This window comes from Microbacterium sp. bgisy207 (assembly GCF_965345035.1).
Taxonomy (GTDB): Bacteria; Actinomycetota; Actinomycetes; order Actinomycetales; family Microbacteriaceae; genus Microbacterium.
The window spans coordinates 23,915-46,710 of the sequence record NZ_CBDRMG010000014.1; the positions used below are offsets into that span (position 1 = coordinate 23,915).

Genomic DNA, 22,796 nt, shown 5'->3' on the forward strand with positions numbered 1-22,796 from the left:
TCCTATCAGTCGGCAGCCGCGCCCAGGCTGAGCAACTCGCGGGCATGGGTGAGGGCTGCCTCGGAGTCTGGCATTCCCGACAGCAGTCGCGCCATCTCGGCTTCGCGGTCGGCGCCGGTGAGTTGATGCACTCCGGATGCGGTGACCGCGCCGTCGCTGGCCTTGATGACGCTGAGATGGTTGTTCGCGAACGCCGCGACCTGCGCGAGGTGGGTCACCGCGATCACCTGCGACGTCTGCGCCAGGCGTGCCAGGCGCCGGCCCACCTCGATCGCTGCGGCGCCGCCGATACCGGCATCCACCTCGTCGAAGACGAAGGTCGGCACGGCGTCGACGCCGGCGATCACGACCTCGATCGCGAGCATGACGCGACTGAGCTCCCCGCCCGACGCGCTGCGGGAGACCGGTCGCGGCGAGGCACCCGGGTGGGGCGCAAGCAGGATCGCGACGTCGTCGCGGCCCGACCGGCTCGGGGGCGCGGGAGAGACCTCGACCTCGACCTCGGCATCCGGCATCGCCAGCGCGTGAAGCTCGGCGGTGACCAGCCCCGACAGTCGAGACGCTGCAGCGGTGCGCGCTGCCGTGAGGGCAGCGGCGGCGTCGTCGAGAGCGGATGCCGCGGCCTCCCGCTCCCGGGTGAGCCGTTCGATCCGGTCGCCGTCGTCGTCGAGCTCGGCAAGACGCGCCGACCCGCTGTCCAGGAGTGCGATCGCCCCCTCGAGCGAGCCATGCGCGCGTACGAGCTCCGCGAGCGTCGCGCGTCGCTCCTCGACGGCAGCGAGCTCGTGCGGACCCGACTCGTCCAGATCGGCGAGGTACCCGGCAAGCGAGGCAGAGACGTCGACGAGCCGGTATCCGATGTCGGCGATCTGCTCGGCCAGACGCTCCAGCGCCGGGTCACTGCCCGCGGCACGTTCCAGTGCGCGACGGGCCTCCCCCACCAGAGTCGTCGCGTCAGCTGCAGCGTCGTCGTCGGCGCTGAGGGCAGCGTGTGCCAGCGCGGCAGCCTCCCGAAGCGCCTCGGCGTTGGCCAGACGCTCCGCTCGCTGCGTCAGCTCGGCATCCTCGCCCGCACGTGGAGCTGTCGCCTCGATCACCGCGATCGCGGCGCGGAGCTCTTCGGCTTCCGCAGCCCGAGAGTCACGATCGGCGACAAGAGCCGTGAGCTCCTGATCAAGACGCTCCCAGTCCGCGAACCGCTCGCGATACGCCTCGAGGGCCCGGGAGATCTCCGCTCCTCCGAATCGGTCGAGCGCGTCACGCTGGGCCGCCGCCGAGCGCAGCCGCAACTGGTCCGACTGGCCGTGGACCACAACGAGTTCATCGGCCAAGTCCGCGAGCACGGCGGCGGGAGCAGACCGGCCGCCGACCGCGGCCCGGCTACGGCCTTCGCTCGAAATCGTTCGCCCGATGATCAGCTCCGCGCGCGTGTCGTCGATGGGTTCGACGTCCGCTCCTGCCTCGCGCACCCGGGCTGCCGCGGTTCCATCCGGGGGCACGATCCAGACGCCCTCCACGGATGCCTGCGCGGCACCCGCACGGATGGCGCCGGTGTCGGAGCGCTGACCGAGAAGGAGCCCGAGTCCCGTCACGACCATGGTCTTGCCCGCGCCGGTCTCACCCGTGATCGCGGTGAATCCCGGCCCGATCGGCAGGGTCGCCTCAGCGATCACGCCGAGGTCTCGCAGCGTCATCTGCTCGATCACGGGTTCTCCGAGGGGGTCGACGGACCGCGCCAGCCTTCGACCGGCAGGCGGAACTTCTTGACCAGCCGGTCGGTGAACGACGCCGGATGCAGGCGCGCCAGACGTACCGGGCGCTCGGAGCGGCGCACGACCACCCGCGCGCCCGCGGGAAGATCGTGCGAGCGTCGGCCGTCGCACCACAGGATGCCCGTCCCGTTGTTGCGCTCGAGCAACTCGATCGCCACCGTGTGCTCGGGAGCGATCACCAGCGGCTTGGCGAAGAGGGCGTGAGCCGACAGCGGCACCACCGCGATCGCCTGGACGCTGGGCCAGATGACAGGGCCGCCCGCGGAGAAGTTGTATGCGGTCGAGCCGGTGGGGGTCGACACGACGACCCCGTCGCACCCGAACGAGGACAACGGCCGGCCATCGATCTCGATCACGACCTCGAGCATCCGTTCCCGGCTGGCCTTCTCGACGGTGGCCTCGTTCAACGCCCACGTCTCATAGATGACCCGCTCGTCCCGGTCCTTGATGCGCACGTGCAGGGCGAGACGTTCCTCGACGGTGTAGTCACGGTCGATGACCCGTCGCACGGCCTCGTCCATGTCGTCGCGCTCGATCTCGGCGAGAAAACCCACGTGGCCCATGTTGATGCCCAGCACCGGCGCGCTCCCCTCACGGACGAGCTCGGCCGCGCGCAGGATCGTGCCATCGCCACCGAGGACGATCGCGAGTTCGATGTCGGCGACAGCGACATCGGCCCCGAGCGTCGCCAACGGCCCGGGGACCGAAGACCCGAGCTCTGCGCGATCCTCGGAGGAGATCACGGGTGTCGCGCCGGCATCGCGCAGGGCGCCGATCACGCGGGCGGCGGCATGGACGGTCTCGGGTCGGCGGGCGTGCACGACCACGAGGATGTTCCGGCCCTCGTCGGTCATCGCGCTCCCGTCAGCTGATTCACCGTGCTGATCCATTCTGTCGGATTGCTCCCTCGTGACGCGGTCAGATGCGCGAGGTACTCGAGATTGCCGTGGGTGCCGATGAGCGGGGAGGAGATGACGCCGGCGGCTCCGAGCCCCGCATCCCAGGCAGCCCAGAGGATACCCATGACCGCATCGGCGCGGCGCGCGGCATCCGTCACGATGCCTTCTCGCACACCGGTGCGCCCCACTTCGAACTGCGGCTTGATGAGCAGGACGATGTCGGCATCCGGCGACGCGACCCGGCAGATCGCGGGGATCACGTGCGCGAGCGAGATGAAGGAGAGGTCCCCCACCACGAGCTGCGGTTGGTCCGCGATGCCCGATGCCTCGCGCAGGGTGTGGGGATCCATGTACCGGACGTTGAATCCCTCGACCGAGACCACGGCGGGATCGGCGGCGATCGCCGGCGCGAGCTGCCCGTGCCCGACGTCGACGGCAACGACCGGGGTCGCGCCGCGCTCGCGCAGGACCTGCGTGAATCCGCCGGTCGACGCGCCCAGGTCGAGCGCGGCCCGTCCGGCGACGTCCACGCCGAAAGCATCCAGCGCAGCGACGAGCTTGTGCGCGCCCCGGCTCACATAGTGGTCGTCGGCTGCGACCTCGATCACGGATGCCGAATCCACGGTCGTCGACGGCTTCACGATCCCGCGACCGTCGACGGTGACGCTCCCTGCGGTGATCAGCCGTGCGGCGTGGGTGCGCGAGCGAGCCAGCCCGCGAGCAGCAAGCTCCGCATCCAATCGGGGTGTCATCGGAGCGCGATCAGGGGCGAGGTGACTCGGGGCTCTGCTCGAGCCGGCGGGCCAGGTCCTCGTGAATCGCCTCGTAGGCGGCGGCACGATCGGCCAGCGGCTGCGACTCGACGATCTCCAGTCGCGACAGCAGGTCCTCATCGGGTCTGAGGTCGCCGTCGGGCGCGAGGTCCTCGTTGCGCGGCGGCGACGAGGCGCCCGCGTCCGGGTCGGCGGCGCGGGGCGCGGAGCCAGCCGGCGCGGCATCCGTGTCAGGAAGGTCTTCGCTGAGCATGACACCCACCCTACGGGCGGCCAGCCATGACAGGCGGGCGCGTGGACGGCGCGCGCGATCAGGGTCGGTGGAACGGATCGGCGTAGAGCCGCTCCGGCACGCGGAAACCGAAGATCGCGCGCCCCGTGCCCCAGATCGCCGCAGCCCCCGCACGCAAGAGATCGATCGGGCGCTCCCCCTCCGCAAGGATCGTCACGTCCGGACCGTCGATGCGCACGCGCGCGCCCCGCACCTCGGTGACGGCGTCGCGGGTGACCGCTTCCGGATAGGGCTCCGCGAGCTCGCGAAGATCACCGAGGATGTACGTCGGCTGAGACCCGGCGGGCGCCGCCAGCACATGCTTGGGCCGGTCGATGCCCGTCAGCACGAGCGCGGACGCGATGCCCGCACGGCAGGCACCGAGGATATCGGTATCGAGGCGATCGCCGATGAACAGGGGATGCTGAGCCCCGAACCGCGCCACCGCCTCCTCGAAGATCGGCGTCTCGGGCTTGCCCGCGACGGTTGCCAGGCGACCGACCGCGGTGTGCACGGCGGACACGAGCGTGCCGTTCCCGGGAGCGATGCCGCGAGCCTGCGGGATCGTCCAGTCCGTGTTGGTCGCGATCCACGGGATGCCACCCTCGTCCTCGGGGACCTTGAGGGCGAAGGCCGCCTCGGCAAGCTGCGCCCACCCGACGTCGGGCGCGAATCCCTGCACGACGGCGGCTGGCGCGTCATCCGCACTGCGGGTCACGACGAACCCTGCCTTCTCCAGTTCGACGACCAGCCCCTCACCGCCCACCACGAGGATCGTGGCGCCCGGCTCGACGCGCTCCCGAAGCAGGCGCGTCGCGGCCTGCGGACTGGTCACGATATCGTCGGGCGCTGCGGGGATGCCGAGCTCCCGAAGGTGCGCGGCGACCGAGGCATCCGTGCGTGACGCATTGTTCGTGATGAACCCCAGACGACGATCGCCCAGTGCGGTCAGGCTCTCGACGGCCCACGGAAGGGCCCCGGCCCCGGCATAGACGACGCCGTCAAGGTCGGCAAGCACGACGTCGACGTCATCGAGCGGCGTCGCCGCCCGCGCACGGCGGGAGAACAGCACCATCAGCGCGCGCCGTCGGCGGTGTCCGGCCGGGCGGAATCCGCGGCAGGCTCGCCCCCGGAATCGGCAGCACCGCCGGCGTCCGGCGCCGCGGCATCCTCTCGCGCAGCATGCTCCGGGGCGATGTCCTGCGGCGCGGCATCCTCCGGCGCGGCATCCTCCGGCGCGGCATCCTCCGGCGCGACGTCTTCGGGCGCGACGTCGTCCGGCGCGACGTCCTCGGGCGCGATGTCTTCAGACACAGCATCCTCGGGCGCGATGTCCTCGACGAAGATCTCCTCGCTCTCCGCAACGCCCGCGGCGGCATCGAGGGCCTCCGCGGCAACGACGGCGCGGCGACGCCACTGAGCCGCCTCCTCGTCGCGTCCGAGCTCCTCGAGTACCGTCGCTCGTGCGGCGAAGAGCGCCGGCGACCACTCGAAGGCGCGGTCGGGATCCAGCTCGGGAATGTCCAGCTCGCTCAGCGCGCGTTCCGGCTCCCCAAGATCCAATCGCGCACCCGACATCGCGATCGCCAGCTCGGCCCGAACGGCGGGCGGCAGCGCCGAGCGATCGACGGCGCGGCCGGCTTCGAGCGCGCGATCGGGACGCCCGACGCCCCGCTCACTGTCAACGAGGAGCGCGATCTGATCGTCCTTGCCCGAAATCCGGCGGTACGTGCGCAGCTCACGGAGTGCGAGCGCGAAATCCTCGTTCGCATACGCCGTGATCGCTGCGGTCTCGCGCACCACAGCGATACGACCCGCGCGCTTCACGGCGGCTTGCGCATGCTCGTGAGCAAGGGACGGATCGGTGTCGATCAGCTGAGCCGCCATCGCCAGATGGCGTGCGACGGCATCGGCGTTCTCCTTGCTCAGCGTCTTCAGCTCATTCCGCGCTGCCGGCGGCAGGTCACGAGCGGTGACGTCCTCCGGAATCTCCGGGGCTCGCTCACGAGGCGCCTCGTCGCGAACCGGTCGGTCAGCACGACCACCCGCTGAGGGACGGCCGCCGCCGGGCCTGCGCTGGGGCCGGTCGCCACCGTCACGCCGCTGCGGACGAGCACCACCGTCACGCCGCTGCGGACGATCACCACCGTCACGCCGCTGCGGACGATCACCACCGTCACGCCGGTGCGGACGATCACCACGGTCCGGGCGCCCGCGGTCTTCGCCGCGCCGTGAGGCCGAGGCACCGTCGCGGCTGCCCGCCGCGCGATGGGGTCTGCCGCCGGATCCGGCGCGCGGCGCACCATCGCCGCGGGGCGTGCGCTCAGCTCGGCCCTGACGACCCTGACCAGAACGGTCTGTTCGGTCGGCTCGACCCGAACCGTCTCGCCGCGGGGACCGATCGCCGCCAGGACGGCGCGCCGGGTCATCCGCGCTCGTGGGGCTGTCGTCCACCATGTCTGCCAGATCCTTCCACGTCGTGTGCACTACAGGCTGCACAAGTGCGTTAACGCGAAATGGCCACCCAACGTTGGGTGGCCATTTCTCGAAAGAAGTCCGGCGGTGTCCTACTCTCCCACAGGGTCCCCCCTGCAGTACCATCGGCGCTGAGAGGCTTAGCTTCCGGGTTCGGAATGTAACCGGGCGTTTCCCTCTCGCTATGGCCGCCGAAACACTATTGATGTTTCAGTCTGCACAACAAAGTCATTGTCATGCGGTTCTCGACCGTACATCGAGAACCACTCAGTGGACGCGAACACCTCAAAGGGTGTGTTATCAAGTCATCGGCTTATTAGTACCGGTCAGCTCCACGTGTTGCCACGCTTCCACATCCGGCCTATCAACCCAGTAGTCTGCTGGGAGCCTCTCGCCCGTAGGCATGGAAGTCTCATCTTGAGGCCGGCTTCCCGCTTAGATGCTTTCAGCGGTTATCCATCCCGAACGTAGCTAATCAGCGGTGCTCCTGGCGGAACAACTGACACACCAGAGGTTCGTCCAACCCGGTCCTCTCGTACTAGGGTCAGATCCTCTCAAACTTCCTACGCGCGCAGCGGATAGGGACCGAACTGTCTCACGACGTTCTAAACCCAGCTCGCGTACCGCTTTAATGGGCGAACAGCCCAACCCTTGGGACCTACTCCAGCCCCAGGATGCGACGAGCCGACATCGAGGTGCCAAACCATGCCGTCGATATGGACTCTTGGGCAAGATCAGCCTGTTATCCCCGAGGTACCTTTTATCCGTTGAGCGACAGCGCTTCCACAAGCCACTGCCGGATCACTAGTCCCGACTTTCGTCCCTGCTCGACCTGTCAGTCTCACAGTCAAGCTCCCTTGTGCACTTACACTCGCCACCTGATTGCCAACCAGGTTGAGGGAACCTTTGGGCGCCTCCGTTACTTTTTGGGAGGCAACCGCCCCAGTTAAACTACCCACCAGGCACTGTCCCTGAACCGGATTACGGTTCTAAGTTAGACATCCAGAGTGACCAGAGTGGTATTTCAACAATGACTCCACAAGAACTGGCGTCCCTGCTTCAAAGTCTCCCACCTATCCTACACAAGCCACACCGAACACCAATACCAAGCTGTAGTAAAGGTCACGGGGTCTTTCCGTCCTGCTGCGCGTAACGAGCATCTTTACTCGTAGTGCAATTTCGCCGAGTTCGCGGTTGAGACAGTTGGGAAGTCGTTACGCCATTCGTGCAGGTCGGAACTTACCCGACAAGGAATTTCGCTACCTTAGGATGGTTATAGTTACCACCGCCGTTTACTGGGGCTTAAATTCTGAGCTTCGCTTGCGCTAACCCGTCCTCTTAACCTTCCAGCACCGGGCAGGCGTCAGTCCGTATACATCGTCTTGCGACTTGGCACGGACCTGTGTTTTTAGTAAACAGTCGCTACCCACTAGTCTCTGCGGCCTCCAAACGCTTTCGGAGCAAGTCCTAATACGTCGAAGGCCCCCCTTCTCCCGAAGTTACGGGGGCATTTTGCCGAGTTCCTTAACCACGATTCTCTCGATCTCCTTGGTATTCTCTACCTGACCACCTGAGTCGGTTTGGGGTACGGGCGGCTAGAACCTCGCGTCGATGCTTTTCTCGGCAGCATAGGATCACCCACTTTTTATCCGCATCGTGTCTCGGCCGAACGAGTGACGGATTTGCCTATCACTCAGCCTACGCACTTGCACCAGGACAACCATCGCCTGGCTTGGGCTACCTTCCTGCGTCACACCTGTTAATACGCTAACCGCACCAGCATGGGGTCGTGCGCTAGGCCCAATGCCTCACCCCGAAGGGATCGTACAAAGGGATTCGGGCACTTAGCACCACTGGATTGATTGGGGCGGTTCTTCGCCGGTACGGGAATATCAACCCGTTGTCCATCGACTACGCCTGTCGGCCTCGCCTTAGGTCCCGACTTACCCAGGGAAGATTAGCTTGACCCTGGAACCCTTGGTCTTTCGGAGGACATGTTTCTCACATGTCTTTCGCTACTCATGCCTGCATTCTCACTCGTGTAGCCTCCACGGCTGGTTCACACCGCCGCTTCGCTGGCCACACGACGCTCTCCTACCCATCAACACGGCTGGACCACGAAGGCCTACCAATAATGTCAATGCCACAACTTCGGTGGCGTGCTTGAGCCCCGTTACATTGTCGGCGCGGAATCACTTGACCAGTGAGCTATTACGCACTCTTTCAAGGGTGGCTGCTTCTAAGCCAACCTCCTGGTTGTCTGAGCAACTCCACATCCTTTCCCACTTAGCACGCGCTTAGGGACCTTAGTTGGTGGTCTGGGTTGTTTCCCTCTCGACTATGAAGCTTATCCCCCACAGTCTCACTGCTGCGCTCTCACTTACCGGCATTCGGAGTTTGGCTGACGTCAGTAACCTTGTAGGGCCCATCGGCCATCCAGTAGCTCTACCTCCGGCAAGAAACACGCAACGCTGCACCTAAATGCATTTCGGAGAGAACCAGCTATCACGAAGTTTGATTGGCCTTTCACCCCTATCCACAGCTCATCCCCTCAGTTTTCAACCTAAGTGGGTTCGGCCCTCCACGACGTCTTACCGTCGCTTCAGCCTGGCCATGGATAGATCACTTCGCTTCGGGTCTAGGACATGCGACTGAATCGCCCTATTCAGACTCGCTTTCGCTACGGCTACCCCACACGGGTTAACCTCGCCACATATCGCTAACTCGCAGGCTCATTCTTCAAAAGGCACGCTGTCACAGCTGCTAGGGCTGCTCCAACGGTTTGTAAGCAAACGGTTTCAGGTACTATTTCACTCCCCTCCCGGGGTACTTTTCACCTTTCCCTCACGGTACTTGTCCGCTATCGGTCATCTGGGAGTATTTAGGCTTATCAGGTGGTCCTGACAGATTCACACGGGATTTCTCGGGCCCCGTGCTACTTGGGATACTCTTCGCGCCAAGGGAGGCATTTCGACTACGGGGTTGGCACCCTCTATGACTGGCCTTTCAATGCCATTCGTCTATACCTTCTTGTAACGCCTGCTGCTCGGCAGAACAGCATGAAAAGTCCCACAACCCCGAATACGCAACTCCTGCCGGATATCACACGTACTCGGTTTAGCCTGTTCCGGTTTCGCTCGCCACTACTAACGGAATCGCGGTTGCTTTCTCTTCCTGTGGGTACTGAGATGTTTCACTTCCCCACGTTCCCTCTACCCGCCCTATATATTCAGGCGGGAGTCACTGGGTCGGCACGCCGCCCAGCGGGGTTTCCCCATTCGGAGATCCTCGGATCAAAGTGTGCTTATCCACTCCCCGAGGCTTATCGCAGATTGCTACGTCCTTCTTCGGCTCCAGATGCCAAGGCATCCACCGTTTGCTCTTAAAGACTTGAAATCACATGAGTTCGTCAAGAATCGGGATCCGAGCCGAAGCTCGGATCTGAAATTGACTAATGATCTATATAGATCATCTTTGTGAAACGATCCCGAAGGATCGTCTCTAAGATGCTCGCGTCCACTGTGTAGTTCTCAAAGTACGGGCGGTACCCTCTCCGCGTGTCGCACTGCGACCGCCAGAAAAGGCCCTGAGGTTCAGCTGCCGCTTTCGCGGCATCCGGTCCCTCAGGACCCAACAGCGTGCATGTGCCGGTCGTTCACGATCCGCGGTTCCCGTCCCGAAGGACGTACTGAGCGGGGCGATCTGCGATCGACACCTCGTCAAATGTTCCACCCATGAGCTAACCGGCGAGAACGTGTGTCTCGATCCGGCGCCTGGACACCCGAGGGTGCCAGATGCTCCTTAGAAAGGAGGTGATCCAGCCGCACCTTCCGGTACGGCTACCTTGTTACGACTTAGTCCTAATTACCGATCCCACCTTCGACGGCTCCCTCCACAAGGGTTGGGCCACCGGCTTCAGGTGTTACCGACTTTCATGACTTGACGGGCGGTGTGTACAAGACCCGGGAACGTATTCACCGCAGCGTTGCTGATCTGCGATTACTAGCGACTCCGACTTCATGAGGTCGAGTTGCAGACCTCAATCCGAACTGGGACCGGCTTTTTGGGATTCGCTCCACCTCGCGGTATTGCAGCCCTTTGTACCGGCCATTGTAGCATGCGTGAAGCCCAAGACATAAGGGGCATGATGATTTGACGTCATCCCCACCTTCCTCCGAGTTGACCCCGGCAGTATCCCATGAGTTCCCACCATTACGTGCTGGCAACATAGAACGAGGGTTGCGCTCGTTGCGGGACTTAACCCAACATCTCACGACACGAGCTGACGACAACCATGCACCACCTGTTTACGAGTGTCCAAAGAGTTCTACATTTCTGCAGCGTTCTCGTATATGTCAAGCCTTGGTAAGGTTCTTCGCGTTGCATCGAATTAATCCGCATGCTCCGCCGCTTGTGCGGGTCCCCGTCAATTCCTTTGAGTTTTAGCCTTGCGGCCGTACTCCCCAGGCGGGGAACTTAATGCGTTAGCTGCGTCACGGAATCCGTGGAATGGACCCCACAACTAGTTCCCAACGTTTACGGGGTGGACTACCAGGGTATCTAAGCCTGTTTGCTCCCCACCCTTTCGCTCCTCAGCGTCAGTTACGGCCCAGAGATCTGCCTTCGCCATCGGTGTTCCTCCTGATATCTGCGCATTCCACCGCTACACCAGGAATTCCAATCTCCCCTACCGCACTCTAGTCTGCCCGTACCCACTGCAGGCCCGAGGTTGAGCCTCGGGTTTTCACAGCAGACGCGACAGACCGCCTACGAGCTCTTTACGCCCAATAATTCCGGATAACGCTTGCGCCCTACGTATTACCGCGGCTGCTGGCACGTAGTTAGCCGGCGCTTTTTCTGCAGGTACCGTCACTTTCGCTTCTTTCCTGCTAAAAGAGGTTTACAACCCGAAGGCCGTCGTCCCTCACGCGGCGTTGCTGCATCAGGCTTTCGCCCATTGTGCAATATTCCCCACTGCTGCCTCCCGTAGGAGTCTGGGCCGTGTCTCAGTCCCAGTGTGGCCGGTCACCCTCTCAGGCCGGCTACCCGTCGACGCCTTGGTGAGCCGTTACCTCACCAACAAGCTGATAGGCCGCGAGCTCATCCCTGACCGAAATTCTTTCCAGCTGCTGAAGATGCCTTCGCAGCTCGTATCCGGTATTAGACGCCGTTTCCAGCGCTTATCCCAGAGTCAGGGGCAGATTGCTCACGTGTTACTCACCCGTTCGCCACTGATCCACAGAGCAAGCTCTGCTTCACCGTTCGACTTGCATGTGTTAAGCACGCCGCCAGCGTTCATCCTGAGCCAGGATCAAACTCTCCGTGAAAGAATGTTGCTGCGATCAGCCGGAAATTGACTGAAGCAGCGAGTTTGATCTGACCAAAGGGATGTCATTGCTGACTATCCGTTGCCGGCACCGAAGTGCCGGACTTTGATCCAAAGGAATCTCATTCAGCCGAAGCTGAATCGAGGTTTTTTGGCATTTGACAAGTGCACGCTGTTGAGTTCTCAAGGATCGGATGCTCCTGCTTTCGGCCTCTCGGCCTCCCCGCAGGGCAACTTCTCTATCTTATCCGTTTCTTCGTCGCTGTCAAATCGGCGTCCGACGAGTCTGAGACTCGCTCGAGCGGTCGACAAGACCACCGCGAAGAGCGGACCCCCATCGTAGACCCGAAGGTCCCCGACTCTCAAGGAGTCTGTGTGGTGGGGGGTGGTTCTCCGCTTGAGGAGGGGAGGCTCTCAGCCTCACCGCGCTCCTTTGGGGCGAACAAGAAAGACATTACGCGGATATGAACGGCGGGACAAATCCTGACCGCATCCCGGGCGTGTCGCGCCGCCCGACGGCGCAGCTCCGGCGGCGCGACACCCGGAAATGCGGGCGTTCAGCCGCGCACGAAGACGCCAGCGAGCGTCTTCTTGCCTCGGCGCAGGACGGACACTCCCCCGGGCAATGCACCGGTCACGACGGCGCCATCGTCCTCGACCCGAACCCCGTCCAGTGACACGCCCCCCTGGGCGATCGCGCGGCGCGCCTCCGAGAGGCTCGAGACCAGCCCGGTCGATACGAGCGCTTCGACCACGGTCGTCTCGGCGGTCGCCTCGACATGCGGCAGCTCCTCCAGGGCGCTGCGCAAGACGCTCGCGTCGAGTGCCGTGAGATCCCCTTGACCGAACAGGGCCTCAGAGGCGGCGACCACGGCTGCGGTAGCCGCCGCCCCGTGAACTGTGGCTGTCACTTCGAGGGCGAGGCGCTTCTGCGCCGCACGACGATAGGGCTCGACCTCGACGAGCCGCTCGTACTCCTCGATCTCCTCGCGGGTCAGGAAGGTGAAGATCTTCAATCGCGCGATGACGTCCGCGTCATCGGTGTTGAGCCAGAACTGGTACATCCGGTACGGGCTGCACATCTGGGCGTCCAGCCAGATCGCGTTGCCTTCACTCTTGCCGAACTTCGTGCCGTCGCTGTTGGTGATCAGGGGCGTACCGATCGCGTGTACCGACGTGTGCTCGACGTGATGGATAAGGTCGACACCGCTGGTGAGGTTCCCCCACTGATCGCTGCCGCCCGTCTGCAACACACATCCGTAGCTGCGGTACAGCTCGAGGAAATCCATACCCTGCAGGATCTGGTAGCTGAACTCCGTGTAGCTGATGCCGGCTTCGGAGTTCAATCGCGCACTGACGGCATCCTTCTTGAGCATCGTGCCGACTCGGTAGTGCTTGCCGATCTCGCGCAAGAAATCGATCGCCGACAGCGGCGCCGTCCAGTCGAGGTTGTTGACGATTCGCGCCGCGTTCTCGCCCTCGAAACTGAGGAAGCGCTCCACCTGGCCGCGCAGCCGCGTGACCCACTCGGCAACGGTCTCGGGCGTGTTCAGCGTCCGCTCCGCCGTGGGGCGAGGATCGCCGATCAGCCCCGTAGACCCGCCGACCAACCCGAGGGGCCTGTGGCCGGCGAGCTGGAGACGACGAAGCAGCAGCAACTGGACGAGGTTGCCCAGATGCAGGCTGGGCGCGGTCGGATCAAAGCCGCAGTAGTAGGTGACGCTCCCCGCGGAGAGGAGGTCACGAAGCGCGGTCTGGTCGGTCGAGACATGAACAAGACCTCTCCAGACGATCTCGTCCCACACCGACTCGAATGTCGGATCGTTCGCCGGCGCCAACGCACGGATGGGGACATCGGTCTCGAACTCCGGCACGGATGCCAGATTATCAGCGGCCCGCACCCAACGCGGGACAGATAATAAGTATGGAAACTAACTTCGGCTTGATTAAGCATGTATGCTTGTCTGAAGGCAACGGCATCGGAGGCGCACGTGTTCGTCATCACCGCGGACCAACGAGGGAGTCGGATCTCCGACGACCTCGTCCCCCGCGCACTCGAGATCGTCAGGGCAGCCGCTCCCGACGCCCCCGTCCTGGGGCCCGAGCGCACCATCGGAGATGAGATCCAGGTCGCGGTCGCGGATGCGGACGCGGCGCTGGCGATCATCCTGGCGCTCAGCCGCAGTCAACGCTGGAGCATCGGCCTGGGCATCGGTGACGTGGAAGAGCCCTACCCCACCTCGATCCGGGCGGCACGCGGGTCGGCGTTCATCCGCGCGCGCGACGCGGTGGGTGACGCCAAGCGCGCTCCCGGTCGGCTGTCGATCGCCCCGGATGCCTCGCCCCACGCCTCCGACGCGCAGGCCCTCATCCGTCTCCTGATCGACGTGCGCGATCGTCGGACAGACGAAGGATGGGAGGTGTACGACCTGCTGGCCCAAGGAATGACGCAGCGCGATGCGGCACAGGCACTGGGGGTGACGGCCGCCGCCGTGAGCCTTCGCGCACGCGCCGCCGGTCTCCGAATCGAGGAGGGCGCGCTGCCCGCGCTCGTGCGTGCGCTGAGCGCGGCCGGCAATGCTCCGACACCCTGACGCACCTGTCCGGCATCCGTGACGGAGGTGCGTGACAGCATGGACCCATGCTGCTCGCCGTCCCTGAAGCTCTCATCGCCGCGGTCGTCTCGATCTTCCTGTTCCTCGCGATGTGCGCCGCGCTCGCTCTCGTGCTGGTGAGCATCCGGCAGCCACGCACTCTGCCGCTGAGCATCTCGGCGGGATTGGTCGTGCTCGGCATCCTGGTCGTGGCGGTGCTGCCGCAGAACGTGCCCCTGCTGATGGGGCTCATCCTCGGTCTTCTCGGCACCGCGCTGGCGGTGCTCGGCGGTAACCCGATCACCCGCCACGTGCTCACCCTCGCGACCCGGGGCCGCGTGCAGGACGGCGACGCGGGCGGAATCATCGTGCCCTCGGCGACGGATGACGACCACGAGCGGCCGCACGAAGTCATGCGCGGCGGCACCACCATCGGCTACCTCGAGCGGCTGGCTGTCACCCTCGCGATCGTGGCGGGCTACCCCGAGGCGATCGCGGTCGTCGTCGCCGTCAAAGGCATCGGACGATTCTCGGAACTGGCGTCTGCCGAAGCCCGCGAACGCTTCATCATCGGAACGCTCGCGAGCCTCATCTGGGCCGCCGTCGTGGGTGCGTTGGTCAGGCTCGCGGTGTGGTGAGCCGCCGACCGGCACGGCGATCGCGGTCAGACCTCGAACGCGTGCGCGAGCGCCTGCACCCGCGCGATGAGTTCCTCGCGCTGCTCCGCGACACGATCCGGTGCGGTACCCCCGCGACCGGACCGGCTGCGCACCGACCCCTCGATCGTCAGCACATCACGAACGCGGGGAGTGAGCATCGGTGACACCCCGGCGAGGAGGTCGTCATCCGCATCCTCGAGGCCGATCCCGCGGGCCTCGCACACCTGCACGAGGCGACCGGAGATCTCGTGCGCGTCCCGGAACGGCACCCCCTGCCGCACCAGCCACTCCGCGACATCCGTCGCCAACGAGAACCCCTGCGGCGCCAGCTCGGCCATCCGGTCGCTGTCGAAGCGCAGGGTCGCGACCATCCCCGCGAAGGCGGGGAGCACGAGCTCCAGCGTGCTCACCGAGTCGAAGACCGGCTCCTTGTCTTCCTGCAGGTCGCGGTTGTATGCCAGCGGCAACCCCTTGAGCGTCGCAAGGAGCCCCGTGAGGTTTCCGATGAGCCGGCCCGCCTTCCCCCGCGCGAGTTCCGCGATGTCGGGGTTCTTCTTCTGCGGCATGATGCTCGACCCCGTGGAGTACGCGTCGTCCAGGGTGACAAAGCCGAACTCGCGGGTGTTCCACATGATGATGTCCTCGGCGAAACGAGACAGGTCGACACCGATCTGAGCCGCGACGAACGCGAACTCGGCGACGACATCGCGCGCGGCGGTGCCATCGAGGGAATTCTCCGCGGGGCGCGACAGACCCAGCTCGGCGGCGACGAGGGCGGGATCAAGACCCAGGGTCGACCCGGCGAGAGCTCCCCCACCGTACGGCGAAACGGACGCCCGTGCAGACCAGTCGCGAAGCCGCTCGAGATCGCGCACGAGAGGCCATGCGTGCGCAAGAAGGTGGTGCGCCAGCAGGATCGGCTGCGCATGCTGCAGATGGGTCCGTCCGGGCATGATGGCGGTGGGATGCGCCTCGGCCTGTGCGACGATCGCGTCGATCAGGCGGACGATCTCCCGCACGATCGTCCGCGCGTGGTCGAGCAGGTACATCCGGACGAGCGTGGCGATCTGGTCGTTCCGGCTGCGGCCTGCCCGCAGCTTCCCGCCGAGTTCCGGGCCGATCAGCTCGATCAGCGCCTGCTCGAGGGCACCGTGCACGTCCTCGTCCTGGGGGCGCGCGACCACCCTGCCACCGGCGACCGCGGCGGCGAGCTCGTCAAGACCGGCGCGCATCCGATCCGCGTCGTCGCGCGAGAGATAACCCGCGGCTTCCAACGCCGAGGCATGCGCTTTCGACCCCTGGATGTCGTATGCGGCCAGCGCCCAGTCGAAGTGGGTCGAGACGCTCAGGGCCGCCAGCTCTGGCGAGGGTCCCGAGGCGAACCGTGCGCCCCACAGGGCGCCGTCGTGCGTTGCATCACCCGTCGCGGTCATCGTGCCAGCCTATCCGCGCGCGGACGGGAGACCGTGTCGACGAGCCGCTCGAGCGGGCCGCGCCCGAGCAGCAGCGCCCAGACGAAGCAGGCGGCGACGATCCCCAGCGTCATCGGCCAGAACGGATGCAGCGCGCGGAACCCGAAGAGATCGGATGTGGTCCCCAGCGCGAGGAACGCCCATGCCGCCCAGACGAGGATCTGCGCCGAGTATGCGGTCAACGGCATGGCGCCCAGCGTGCGCAGGGGAAGCAGCAATGCCCGCAGCACAGTCCGGCACACGAGGATACAGAGCGCCATCACCGCGACGACGAAGCCCCCGGATCCCCACACTTCCAGGATGCCGCCGCTGTGCGCGGTGGCACGCCAGACCTGGGCCAGGTAGCCCGTGCCGCCCACCGGCACGACGGCAGCGAGGGTCTCCGCGCCCAGCGCGAGCACCAGGCCCGCTCCAGTGAGGGCCCACAGCACGGCGGGCCGGGTGAGATCGAGCCTCCCGATGGCCATGCCCGCGAGGAGGAAGGCCAGCCACAGCGGCGCCGGGTATGCCCAGCCCGTCAGCAGGAACACCGCCTCTCCCGGTGCGCTGTCCCAGAAGGCGGCGGACTCGATCGGCGGGAGCACCCAGGGAACGACGAGCGCGATCGCGCCCGCCCAGATCCACAGCACCCCGCGCCGAACGCCCACGAACGGGATCGCCGCCGCGAAGAGAATCGCGTACGCGGGCAGGATGACGAACACCGGGACGCCCGTGAGGATCAGGATGATGCCGAGAACCCACAGCACCAGAGCGCGCCAGGCAAGCCATCGCCCGGGCCGTCGCGGAGCCCCCGGGCCGGCCGTCACGATCGAGATCGAGACACCGGCAAGCGTCGCGAACAGGATCGATGACCGGCCACCGGCGATCCCGCCCCACGTCGTGGGATCGGTCCACACGACCTCGGGCAACTCGTACAGGTGCGCGGCGAGCATCCCGATGACGGCCAGTCCGCGTGCCAGATCGATCCCGGGGATCCTCGGTGGTCCGTCGAGGCGGCGCAGGTTCGCGACGACCCGCGCTCCTACTGCTGCTGCAGCAGCCACACCAGCAGTGCCTTCTGCGCGTGGAGCCGGTTCTCGGCTTCGTCCCACACGACACTCTGCGGTCCGTCGATGACCTCGGCGTCTACCTCGTAGCCGCGATCTGCGGGCAGACAATGGATGAAGATCGCATCGTCTTTGGCAAGGCTCATGAGTTCCTGCGACACCTTGTAGGGTGTGAGGTCGCGCAGGCGCTGGAGTTTCTCGTCCTCCTTGCCCATCGACACCCACGTGTCCGTGACGATGATGTCGGCGCCGGCTGCCGCCTCGTTGGGGTCGGTGTAGAGGACCACGGATCCCCCGGTCTGTGCTCCGCGGCGGTCGGCGTCGGCCACGACATCCTCTCGCGGCGCGTACTCGACCGGAGACGCGACCCGCACATGCATCCCCGCGGTGACCCCGCCCAAGACGTAGGACTGCCCCATGTTGGTGCGACCGTCGCCGAAGAAGGCCAGCGTCAGACCTCTGAGCTCGCCCTTGTGCTCCTTGATCGTCAGGAGGTCGGCGAGGATCTGGCACGGATGGAAGTCGTCGCTGAGGGCGTTGATGACGGGAACGCGCGTGCCGGCAGCCATCTCCTCCAGACCGGCCTGAGCGTAGGTGCGCCACACGATGGCGGCGACCTGGCGCTCGAGCACGCGGGCTGTGTCGGCCGGGGTCTCCTTGCCGCCGAGCTGACTGTTGGCGGTCGAGATGATCAGGGGCGATCCACCGAGGTCGGCGATTCCGACCGCGAACGAGACGCGGGTCCGCGTGGACGACTTGTCGAAGATCACCGCCACGGTCTGGGGACCGGCCAGCGGCTGGACCTTCCAGCGGTCCTTCTTCAACTCCGCCGCGAGCGCCAGGATCTCGGCCTGCTCCTCGGGCGTGAGGTCGTCGTCGCGCAGCAGGTGGCGGGTCATCGTGCAGCCTCCCTCTCATCGGTGGATTGCCCGGTTACCTCGTCGAGCATCAGAGCATCGGCCACCGTAGCCAGCGCGGCAGTGAACAGGGACAGGAACTCATCGACCTCGACGTCGCCGATGGTCAGGGCGGGCGCGATCCGGATCGTCTCGTCGTTGGGCGCATTGACGATGAGCCCATGCTCCTGAGCGGCGGCGACGACAGCCTTTGCGACCGGACGCGCGAGCGCAACGCCCAGGAGAAGGCCCTGCCCGCGGCATCCGGTGACCAGCGGCGAGCCGATCCCGAGGATCCCCTCGCGCAGCTGGGCACCGCGCGTACGCGCATTGGCCAGCAGGTCGCCGCGCTCGATCTCATCGAGCACGGCACCGGCGACCGCGGTTCCCAACGCGTTGCCGCCGAAGGTCGAGCCGTGCGTGCCGGGGTAGAACAGCTCGCTGGCGTCGCCGTAGGTGATGAGCGCACCGATCGGGAAGCCCCCACCGATGCCCTTGGCGACCGTGATCGCATCAGGGGTGATGCCGGCGTGCTGGAACGCGAACCATTCACCTGTGCGCCCGGCACCGGTCTGGATCTCGTCGAGGATGAGCAGGGCGCCATGCCGGCGGGTGAGGTCGCGGGCGGCTTCGAGATAGCCCTCGGGAAGGGGCAGAACCCCCGCCTCGCCCTTGATCGGCTCGAGAATGAGCGCCGCGACCGAGTCGTCGAGGGCGGCCTCGAGCGCGTCGATCGTCGAGTCGAGGAACTCGACCCCGGGAACCATCGGTAGGAAGGGCTCCTGCATCCAGGGCTTGCCGGTCAGGGCGAGCGTCCCCATGGTCCGGCCGTGGAAGGCATCCGTCAGCGCGAGGATCCGGGGGCGACCGGGGCCGCCGTCTCGGGGCGCGCCGTGGAGCCGGGCGAGCTTGAACGCCGCTTCGTTGGCCTCGGCGCCGGAGTTGGAGAAGTAGACGCGCCCGGACTCGCCCGTGCCGGCGAGGCGCTTGAGTCGAGCCGCGAGCGCGAGCTGCGGCGGGGTCGCGAAGTAGTTCGACACGTGAGCCAGCGTCGCCGCCTGCGCCGCGATCGCCTCGACGAACGCCGGGTGCGCGTGTCCGAGAGAGTTGACCGCGATGCCTGCGAGGAAGTCCAGGTAGCGCTTGCCGGTGTCATCCCACAGATACGCACCCTCGCCGCGAACGAACAGGGCGAGACGGTCACCGGCGTTGGCCAGAAGATCACGGCGGGCATCGTGCAGCCACGACGCCTGTGTCATCGTTCCGTCGGTCATTGCGCTTCTCCTCGTCTCGGGTGCCCGCTCATCCGCGCACCACTTCGGTTCCAATGCCTTTGCTCGTGAACACTTCGATCAGCAGGGAGTGAGGCACACGACCATCGATGATCGCGGCAGTATCCACTCCCCCGTCCACCGCATCCAGGCACGCCTGCATCTTGGGCACCATCCCCGACTCGAGGCTGGGCATCATCCGCCGCAGTTCCGTCGACGTGAGGTGCGAGACGAGCGAGTCACGGTTGGGCCAGTCCGCGTACAGGCCCGGGACATCGGTGAGGATGACGAGCTTGGCGGCATCGAGCGCGACAGCGAGCGCGGCGGCGGCAGCGTCAGCGTTCACGTTGAGTGTGTGCCCCGGCCGGTCAAGGTCGGGAGCGATGGAAGAGACGACGGGGATTCGACCGGCGGCGAGATGATCCAGGACGGCTGCGGGATTCACTTCGACGACATCGCCCACCGAACCGAGGTCGACCTCTTCGCCGTTGACGACCACGCCGCGCCGACGCCCCCCGAACAGCCCCGCGTCCTCCCCGGACAGACCGCTGGCGAACGGACCGTGCGCGTTGATCTGCGAGACCAGCTGCGGGTTGATGTGCCCGGTCAGCACCATTCTCACGACCGAGATCGCCTCGGTGCTCGTCACGCGGTAACCACCCTGGAACTCGCTCGGAATGTCGAGGCGATCGAGCATCCGCGAGATCTGGGGGCCGCCGCCGTGCACGACGACAGGCTTGACGCCGACATATCGGAGGTAGGCGATGTCCTCGGCCACAGTGCGTTGCAACTGCTCGGACACCATCGCGTTGCCGCCGTACTTGACCACGACGATCTGGTCGCGGAAGCGCTTGAGCCACGGGAGCGACTCGATCAGGACGGCCGCCTTCTCGGCGGCTTCATCGGGAGTGGTCTCTTGCAGGTCGGTCATGACGAGTAGGCGCTGTTCTCGTGGACGTAGTCGTGGGTCAGATCGTTCGTGTAGATGGTCGCCGAGGCCTCGCCGGCCTTCAGGTCGATGAGCACCGTCGTCGCGCGCGGCGTGAGGTCCACGAGCTCCCGCGGCTGGTCGGGCTCTCCGGCCGAGCAGACGCGGACGCCGTTCATCGTGACGTCCACGGCGTAGGGGTCGAACTCGGCAGCCGTCGTACCGATCGCCGCGAGCACCCGCCCCCAGTTGGGGTCGTTGCCGAAGATCGCCGCCTTGAAAAGGTTGTTCCGGGCGACCGCGCGCCCTACCTCGACCGCGTCGTCCTCGGATGCCGCGTGGATCACCTCGATGGCGATGTCATGGCTGGCGCCCTCGGCGTCGGACTGGAGCTGGATCGCCAGGTCCGTGCAGACGGCGATGATCGCGGCCCGGAAGGCATCGGGATCCGGCACGACGCCGCTGGCGCCGCTGGCCATCAGCGTGACCTGGTCGTTCGTCGACATGCAGCCGTCGGAATCGAGCCGGTCAAAGCTCACGCGGGTCGCGGCCCGCAGGTGCCGGTCGGCCTCGTCAGCGGTGAGCACCGCGTCGGTCGTGAGCACCACGAGCATGGTGGCCAGCCCCGGCGCGAGCATCCCCGCCCCCTTGGCCATGCCGCCGATCGTCCAGCCCTCGCCGCGGTGGGTCGACTCTTTCGGCCGCGAGTCGGTCGTCATGATCGCCCGGGCCGCGTCGCCGCCGCCGTCGGCCGAGAGCGCGCTGATCGCGGCCTCGGTTCCCGCGAGCACCCGATCGCGGAAGGCCTGGTCGCCCGTGCCGATCAGACCCGTCGAGCACACCTGGATGTCCCCCGCGCTCACCCCGAGCAGTTCGGCAGCCCGCTCCGCAGTGAGGTGAGCGGTCTGGAAACCGAACGATCCGGTGAAGCAGTTCGCGCCGCCGGAGTTGAGCACGATCGCTTCCACCACGCCGTCCCGGATCGCCTGCTGGGACCAGAGGATCGGGTTCGCCTTGGCACGGTTGCTGGTGAACACCGCCGCCCCGACTTTCCGCGGGCCGCGATTGACGACGACGGCGACGTCGGGATTGCCGGTGGACTTGAGCCCGGCGGCGACCCCCGCCGCGTGGAACCCTGCGGGCGCGGTGACGCTCACGGCGCGACTCCGTTCATGGTGAGGGCGCGGCCTTCCGGGAGGCCGAGCGCGATGTTCATGGACTGCACGGCGGCGCCTGCGGTTCCCTTGACGAGGTTGTCCACTGCCGCGACCACCACCACTCGACCCGCAGATCTGTCGACGGCAAGACCGAGGAGCGCCGTGTTGGCCCCGACGACGTCCGCTGTCCGAGGGAAGTGGCCGTCAGGCAGGAGCTGGACGAACGGTTCGTCGGCGTACGCTGCCTCCCACGCCGCGCGGATGTCGGCATCCGTCGCATCCGCCGCGAGGGGAGCCGTCGAGGTCGCGAGGATCCCCCGCGCCATCGGCACGATGACGGGGGTGAACGAGATCCGCACGTCAGCGGCTCCCGCATCCTCGAGCGCCTGACGGATCTCGGGGATATGCCGGTGGGTGCCGCCCACCGCGTACGGGTTCGCGCTGCCGAGCACTTCACTGGCCAGGAGGTGCGGTTTGAGGCTCTTGCCCGCCCCCGACGGCCCCACCGCGAGGACGCTGACGATGTCGCTCGAATCGATGACGCCCGCCGCGACGCCGGGGGCAAGCGACAGGCTCACGGTCGACGCGTTGCAGCCGGGAGCAGCGATCCGGGTCGCACCGACCAGGCTGTCGCGGATCTTGCCTCCTCCGACGGGAAGCTCCGGGACTCCGTACGTCCACGGGGCGTGGTGCGGGCCGTCGTAGAACTGCTGCCACGCTGACGCGTCGCGCAATCGGTGGTCCGCACCGGCGTCGATGACCAGCGGCACCTCGTCCAAGGCATCCGTGTACTGACCGGACTGCCCGTGCGGCAGTGCCAGCACGACGATGTCGTGGCCGGCGAGAACCTCCGGGGTGGTCTCTTGCAGCGTCAGGTGCGCCAGCGACCGCAGGTGCGGCTGATGGACGGCAAGCGGCTGTCCCGCGTTGGAGTGGGCGGTGACGGTGCGGATCTCGACATCGGGATGCTGGGCCAGCAGCCGCAGGATCTCGCCGCCGGCGTATCCGGATGCGCCCGAGACGGCGACCGAGTAGGTCATGGCTTCCACCTTATTGTCTGGGTCTGTCGTGCATCGAAGCACGGGGTCTGAGCCGGAGGTGGCGACGCCGCTCACGCACGCGCGCGCAGCGGGGTCGCCTAGAGTCGGCGACCGCCCAGGCGTCGGCGCAGCATGGCGACTGTCGCCGCGGGAGCGACGAAGCCGTGCCGTGCCGAGAACATGTCGCGAGAGTACCGATCCGGGCGCCCGCGCCGCA

Annotated in this window: 17 protein-coding genes and 3 rRNA genes; 2 read left to right on the forward strand and 18 right to left on the reverse strand. The window is 66.2% G+C overall.

All coding sequences use genetic code 11. The features are described 5' to 3' along the window. Positions 1 to 5 precede the first annotated feature (5 nt). From recN to tyrS, 11 genes are all read right to left on the reverse strand, one after another. The gene (gene recN / locus ACSGC5_RS12795; RefSeq protein ID WP_434970986.1) at positions 6 to 1,706 is read right to left on the reverse strand and encodes a DNA repair protein RecN; all 1,701 of its coding nucleotides are present in this window, start codon (positions 1,704 to 1,706) and stop codon (positions 6 to 8) included. Continuing rightward, positions 1,703 to 2,626, reverse strand: a complete 924-nt coding sequence (locus ACSGC5_RS12800) for an NAD kinase (protein WP_434970987.1) — start codon at positions 2,624 to 2,626, stop codon at positions 1,703 to 1,705. Before ACSGC5_RS12800 ends, recN begins: the two co-directional genes overlap by 4 nt. Beyond that, a complete protein-coding gene (locus ACSGC5_RS12805; protein WP_434970988.1) occupies positions 2,623 to 3,423 on the reverse strand; it encodes a TlyA family RNA methyltransferase in 801 nt (266 codons plus the stop codon). Before ACSGC5_RS12805 ends, ACSGC5_RS12800 begins: the two co-directional genes overlap by 4 nt. Positions 3,424 to 3,433: 10 nt before the next feature. Next, positions 3,434 to 3,697 (reverse strand): hypothetical protein, encoded by a 264-nt coding sequence (locus ACSGC5_RS12810; protein ID WP_434970989.1) that lies wholly within the window; start codon positions 3,695 to 3,697, stop codon positions 3,434 to 3,436. 58 nt (positions 3,698 to 3,755) lie between these two features. Continuing rightward, complete coding sequence (locus ACSGC5_RS12815) at positions 3,756 to 4,790, reverse strand: HAD-IIA family hydrolase (RefSeq protein WP_434970990.1); 1,035 nt, start codon at positions 4,788 to 4,790, stop codon at positions 3,756 to 3,758. Next, positions 4,790 to 5,602 (reverse strand): hypothetical protein, encoded by an 813-nt coding sequence (locus tag ACSGC5_RS12820; RefSeq protein ID WP_434970991.1) that lies wholly within the window; start codon positions 5,600 to 5,602, stop codon positions 4,790 to 4,792. The genes ACSGC5_RS12815 and ACSGC5_RS12820 overlap by 1 nt, the downstream gene beginning before the upstream one ends. A gap of 47 nt (positions 5,603 to 5,649) precedes the next feature. Next, a complete protein-coding gene (locus ACSGC5_RS12825) occupies positions 5,650 to 6,144 on the reverse strand; it encodes a hypothetical protein (protein WP_434970992.1) in 495 nt (164 codons plus the stop codon). 125 nt (positions 6,145 to 6,269) lie between these two features. Further along, positions 6,270 to 6,386 (reverse strand): 5S ribosomal RNA (rrf, locus tag ACSGC5_RS12830). A 100-nt stretch (positions 6,387 to 6,486) separates the two neighbouring features. Beyond that, positions 6,487 to 9,586: ribosomal RNA gene (locus ACSGC5_RS12835) — 23S ribosomal RNA — on the reverse strand. Positions 9,587 to 9,995: 409 nt separating this feature from the next. After that, positions 9,996 to 11,517 (reverse strand): 16S ribosomal RNA (locus tag ACSGC5_RS12840). The 16S, 23S and 5S rRNA genes sit together here, the layout of an rRNA operon. 556 nt (positions 11,518 to 12,073) lie before the next feature. Further along, on the reverse strand, positions 12,074 to 13,390 hold the full coding sequence (tyrS, locus tag ACSGC5_RS12845) for a tyrosine--tRNA ligase (RefSeq protein WP_434970993.1): 1,317 nt from the start codon (positions 13,388 to 13,390) through the stop codon (positions 12,074 to 12,076). A gap of 78 nt (positions 13,391 to 13,468) precedes the next feature. Here tyrS and ACSGC5_RS12850 point away from each other — a divergent pair, with 78 nt between their 5' ends. Then, entirely contained in the window at positions 13,469 to 14,110 is a 642-nt protein-coding gene (locus tag ACSGC5_RS12850) for a DNA-binding protein (RefSeq protein ID WP_434970994.1), read from the forward strand. Between the two features lie 47 nt (positions 14,111 to 14,157). Further along, entirely contained in the window at positions 14,158 to 14,748 is a 591-nt protein-coding gene (locus ACSGC5_RS12855) for a hypothetical protein (RefSeq protein WP_434970995.1), read from the forward strand. A gap of 26 nt (positions 14,749 to 14,774) precedes the next feature. On the opposite strand, the gene argH is transcribed toward ACSGC5_RS12855, so the two are convergent. Genes argH through argC form a run of 7 tightly spaced genes read right to left on the reverse strand, consistent with a single transcriptional unit; the run spans position 14,775 to position 22,579 of the window. Further along, positions 14,775 to 16,202: an argininosuccinate lyase gene (gene argH, locus ACSGC5_RS12860; RefSeq protein ID WP_434970996.1), complete on the reverse strand. Its 1,428-nt coding sequence runs from the start codon at positions 16,200 to 16,202 to the stop codon at positions 14,775 to 14,777. After that, entirely contained in the window at positions 16,199 to 17,284 is a 1,086-nt protein-coding gene (locus tag ACSGC5_RS12865) for a heparan-alpha-glucosaminide N-acetyltransferase domain-containing protein (protein WP_434970997.1), read from the reverse strand. Before ACSGC5_RS12865 ends, argH begins: the two co-directional genes overlap by 4 nt. Next, complete coding sequence (gene argF, locus ACSGC5_RS12870) at positions 17,263 to 18,186, reverse strand: ornithine carbamoyltransferase (RefSeq protein WP_434970998.1); 924 nt, start codon at positions 18,184 to 18,186, stop codon at positions 17,263 to 17,265. Before argF ends, ACSGC5_RS12865 begins: the two co-directional genes overlap by 22 nt. After that, positions 18,183 to 19,457, reverse strand: coding sequence for an acetylornithine transaminase (locus ACSGC5_RS12875; RefSeq protein ID WP_434970999.1), 1,275 nt, complete (start codon positions 19,455 to 19,457; stop codon positions 18,183 to 18,185). Before ACSGC5_RS12875 ends, argF begins: the two co-directional genes overlap by 4 nt. A gap of 28 nt (positions 19,458 to 19,485) precedes the next feature. Continuing rightward, positions 19,486 to 20,385 (reverse strand): acetylglutamate kinase, encoded by a 900-nt coding sequence (gene argB, locus ACSGC5_RS12880; protein WP_434971000.1) that lies wholly within the window; start codon positions 20,383 to 20,385, stop codon positions 19,486 to 19,488. Beyond that, positions 20,382 to 21,539: a bifunctional glutamate N-acetyltransferase/amino-acid acetyltransferase ArgJ gene (argJ, locus tag ACSGC5_RS12885; protein ID WP_434971001.1), complete on the reverse strand. Its 1,158-nt coding sequence runs from the start codon at positions 21,537 to 21,539 to the stop codon at positions 20,382 to 20,384. Before argJ ends, argB begins: the two co-directional genes overlap by 4 nt. Next, positions 21,536 to 22,579 (reverse strand): N-acetyl-gamma-glutamyl-phosphate reductase, encoded by a 1,044-nt coding sequence (gene argC / locus ACSGC5_RS12890; protein WP_434971002.1) that lies wholly within the window; start codon positions 22,577 to 22,579, stop codon positions 21,536 to 21,538. The genes argJ and argC overlap by 4 nt, the downstream gene beginning before the upstream one ends. Between the last annotated feature and the right edge of the window lie 217 nt (positions 22,580 to 22,796).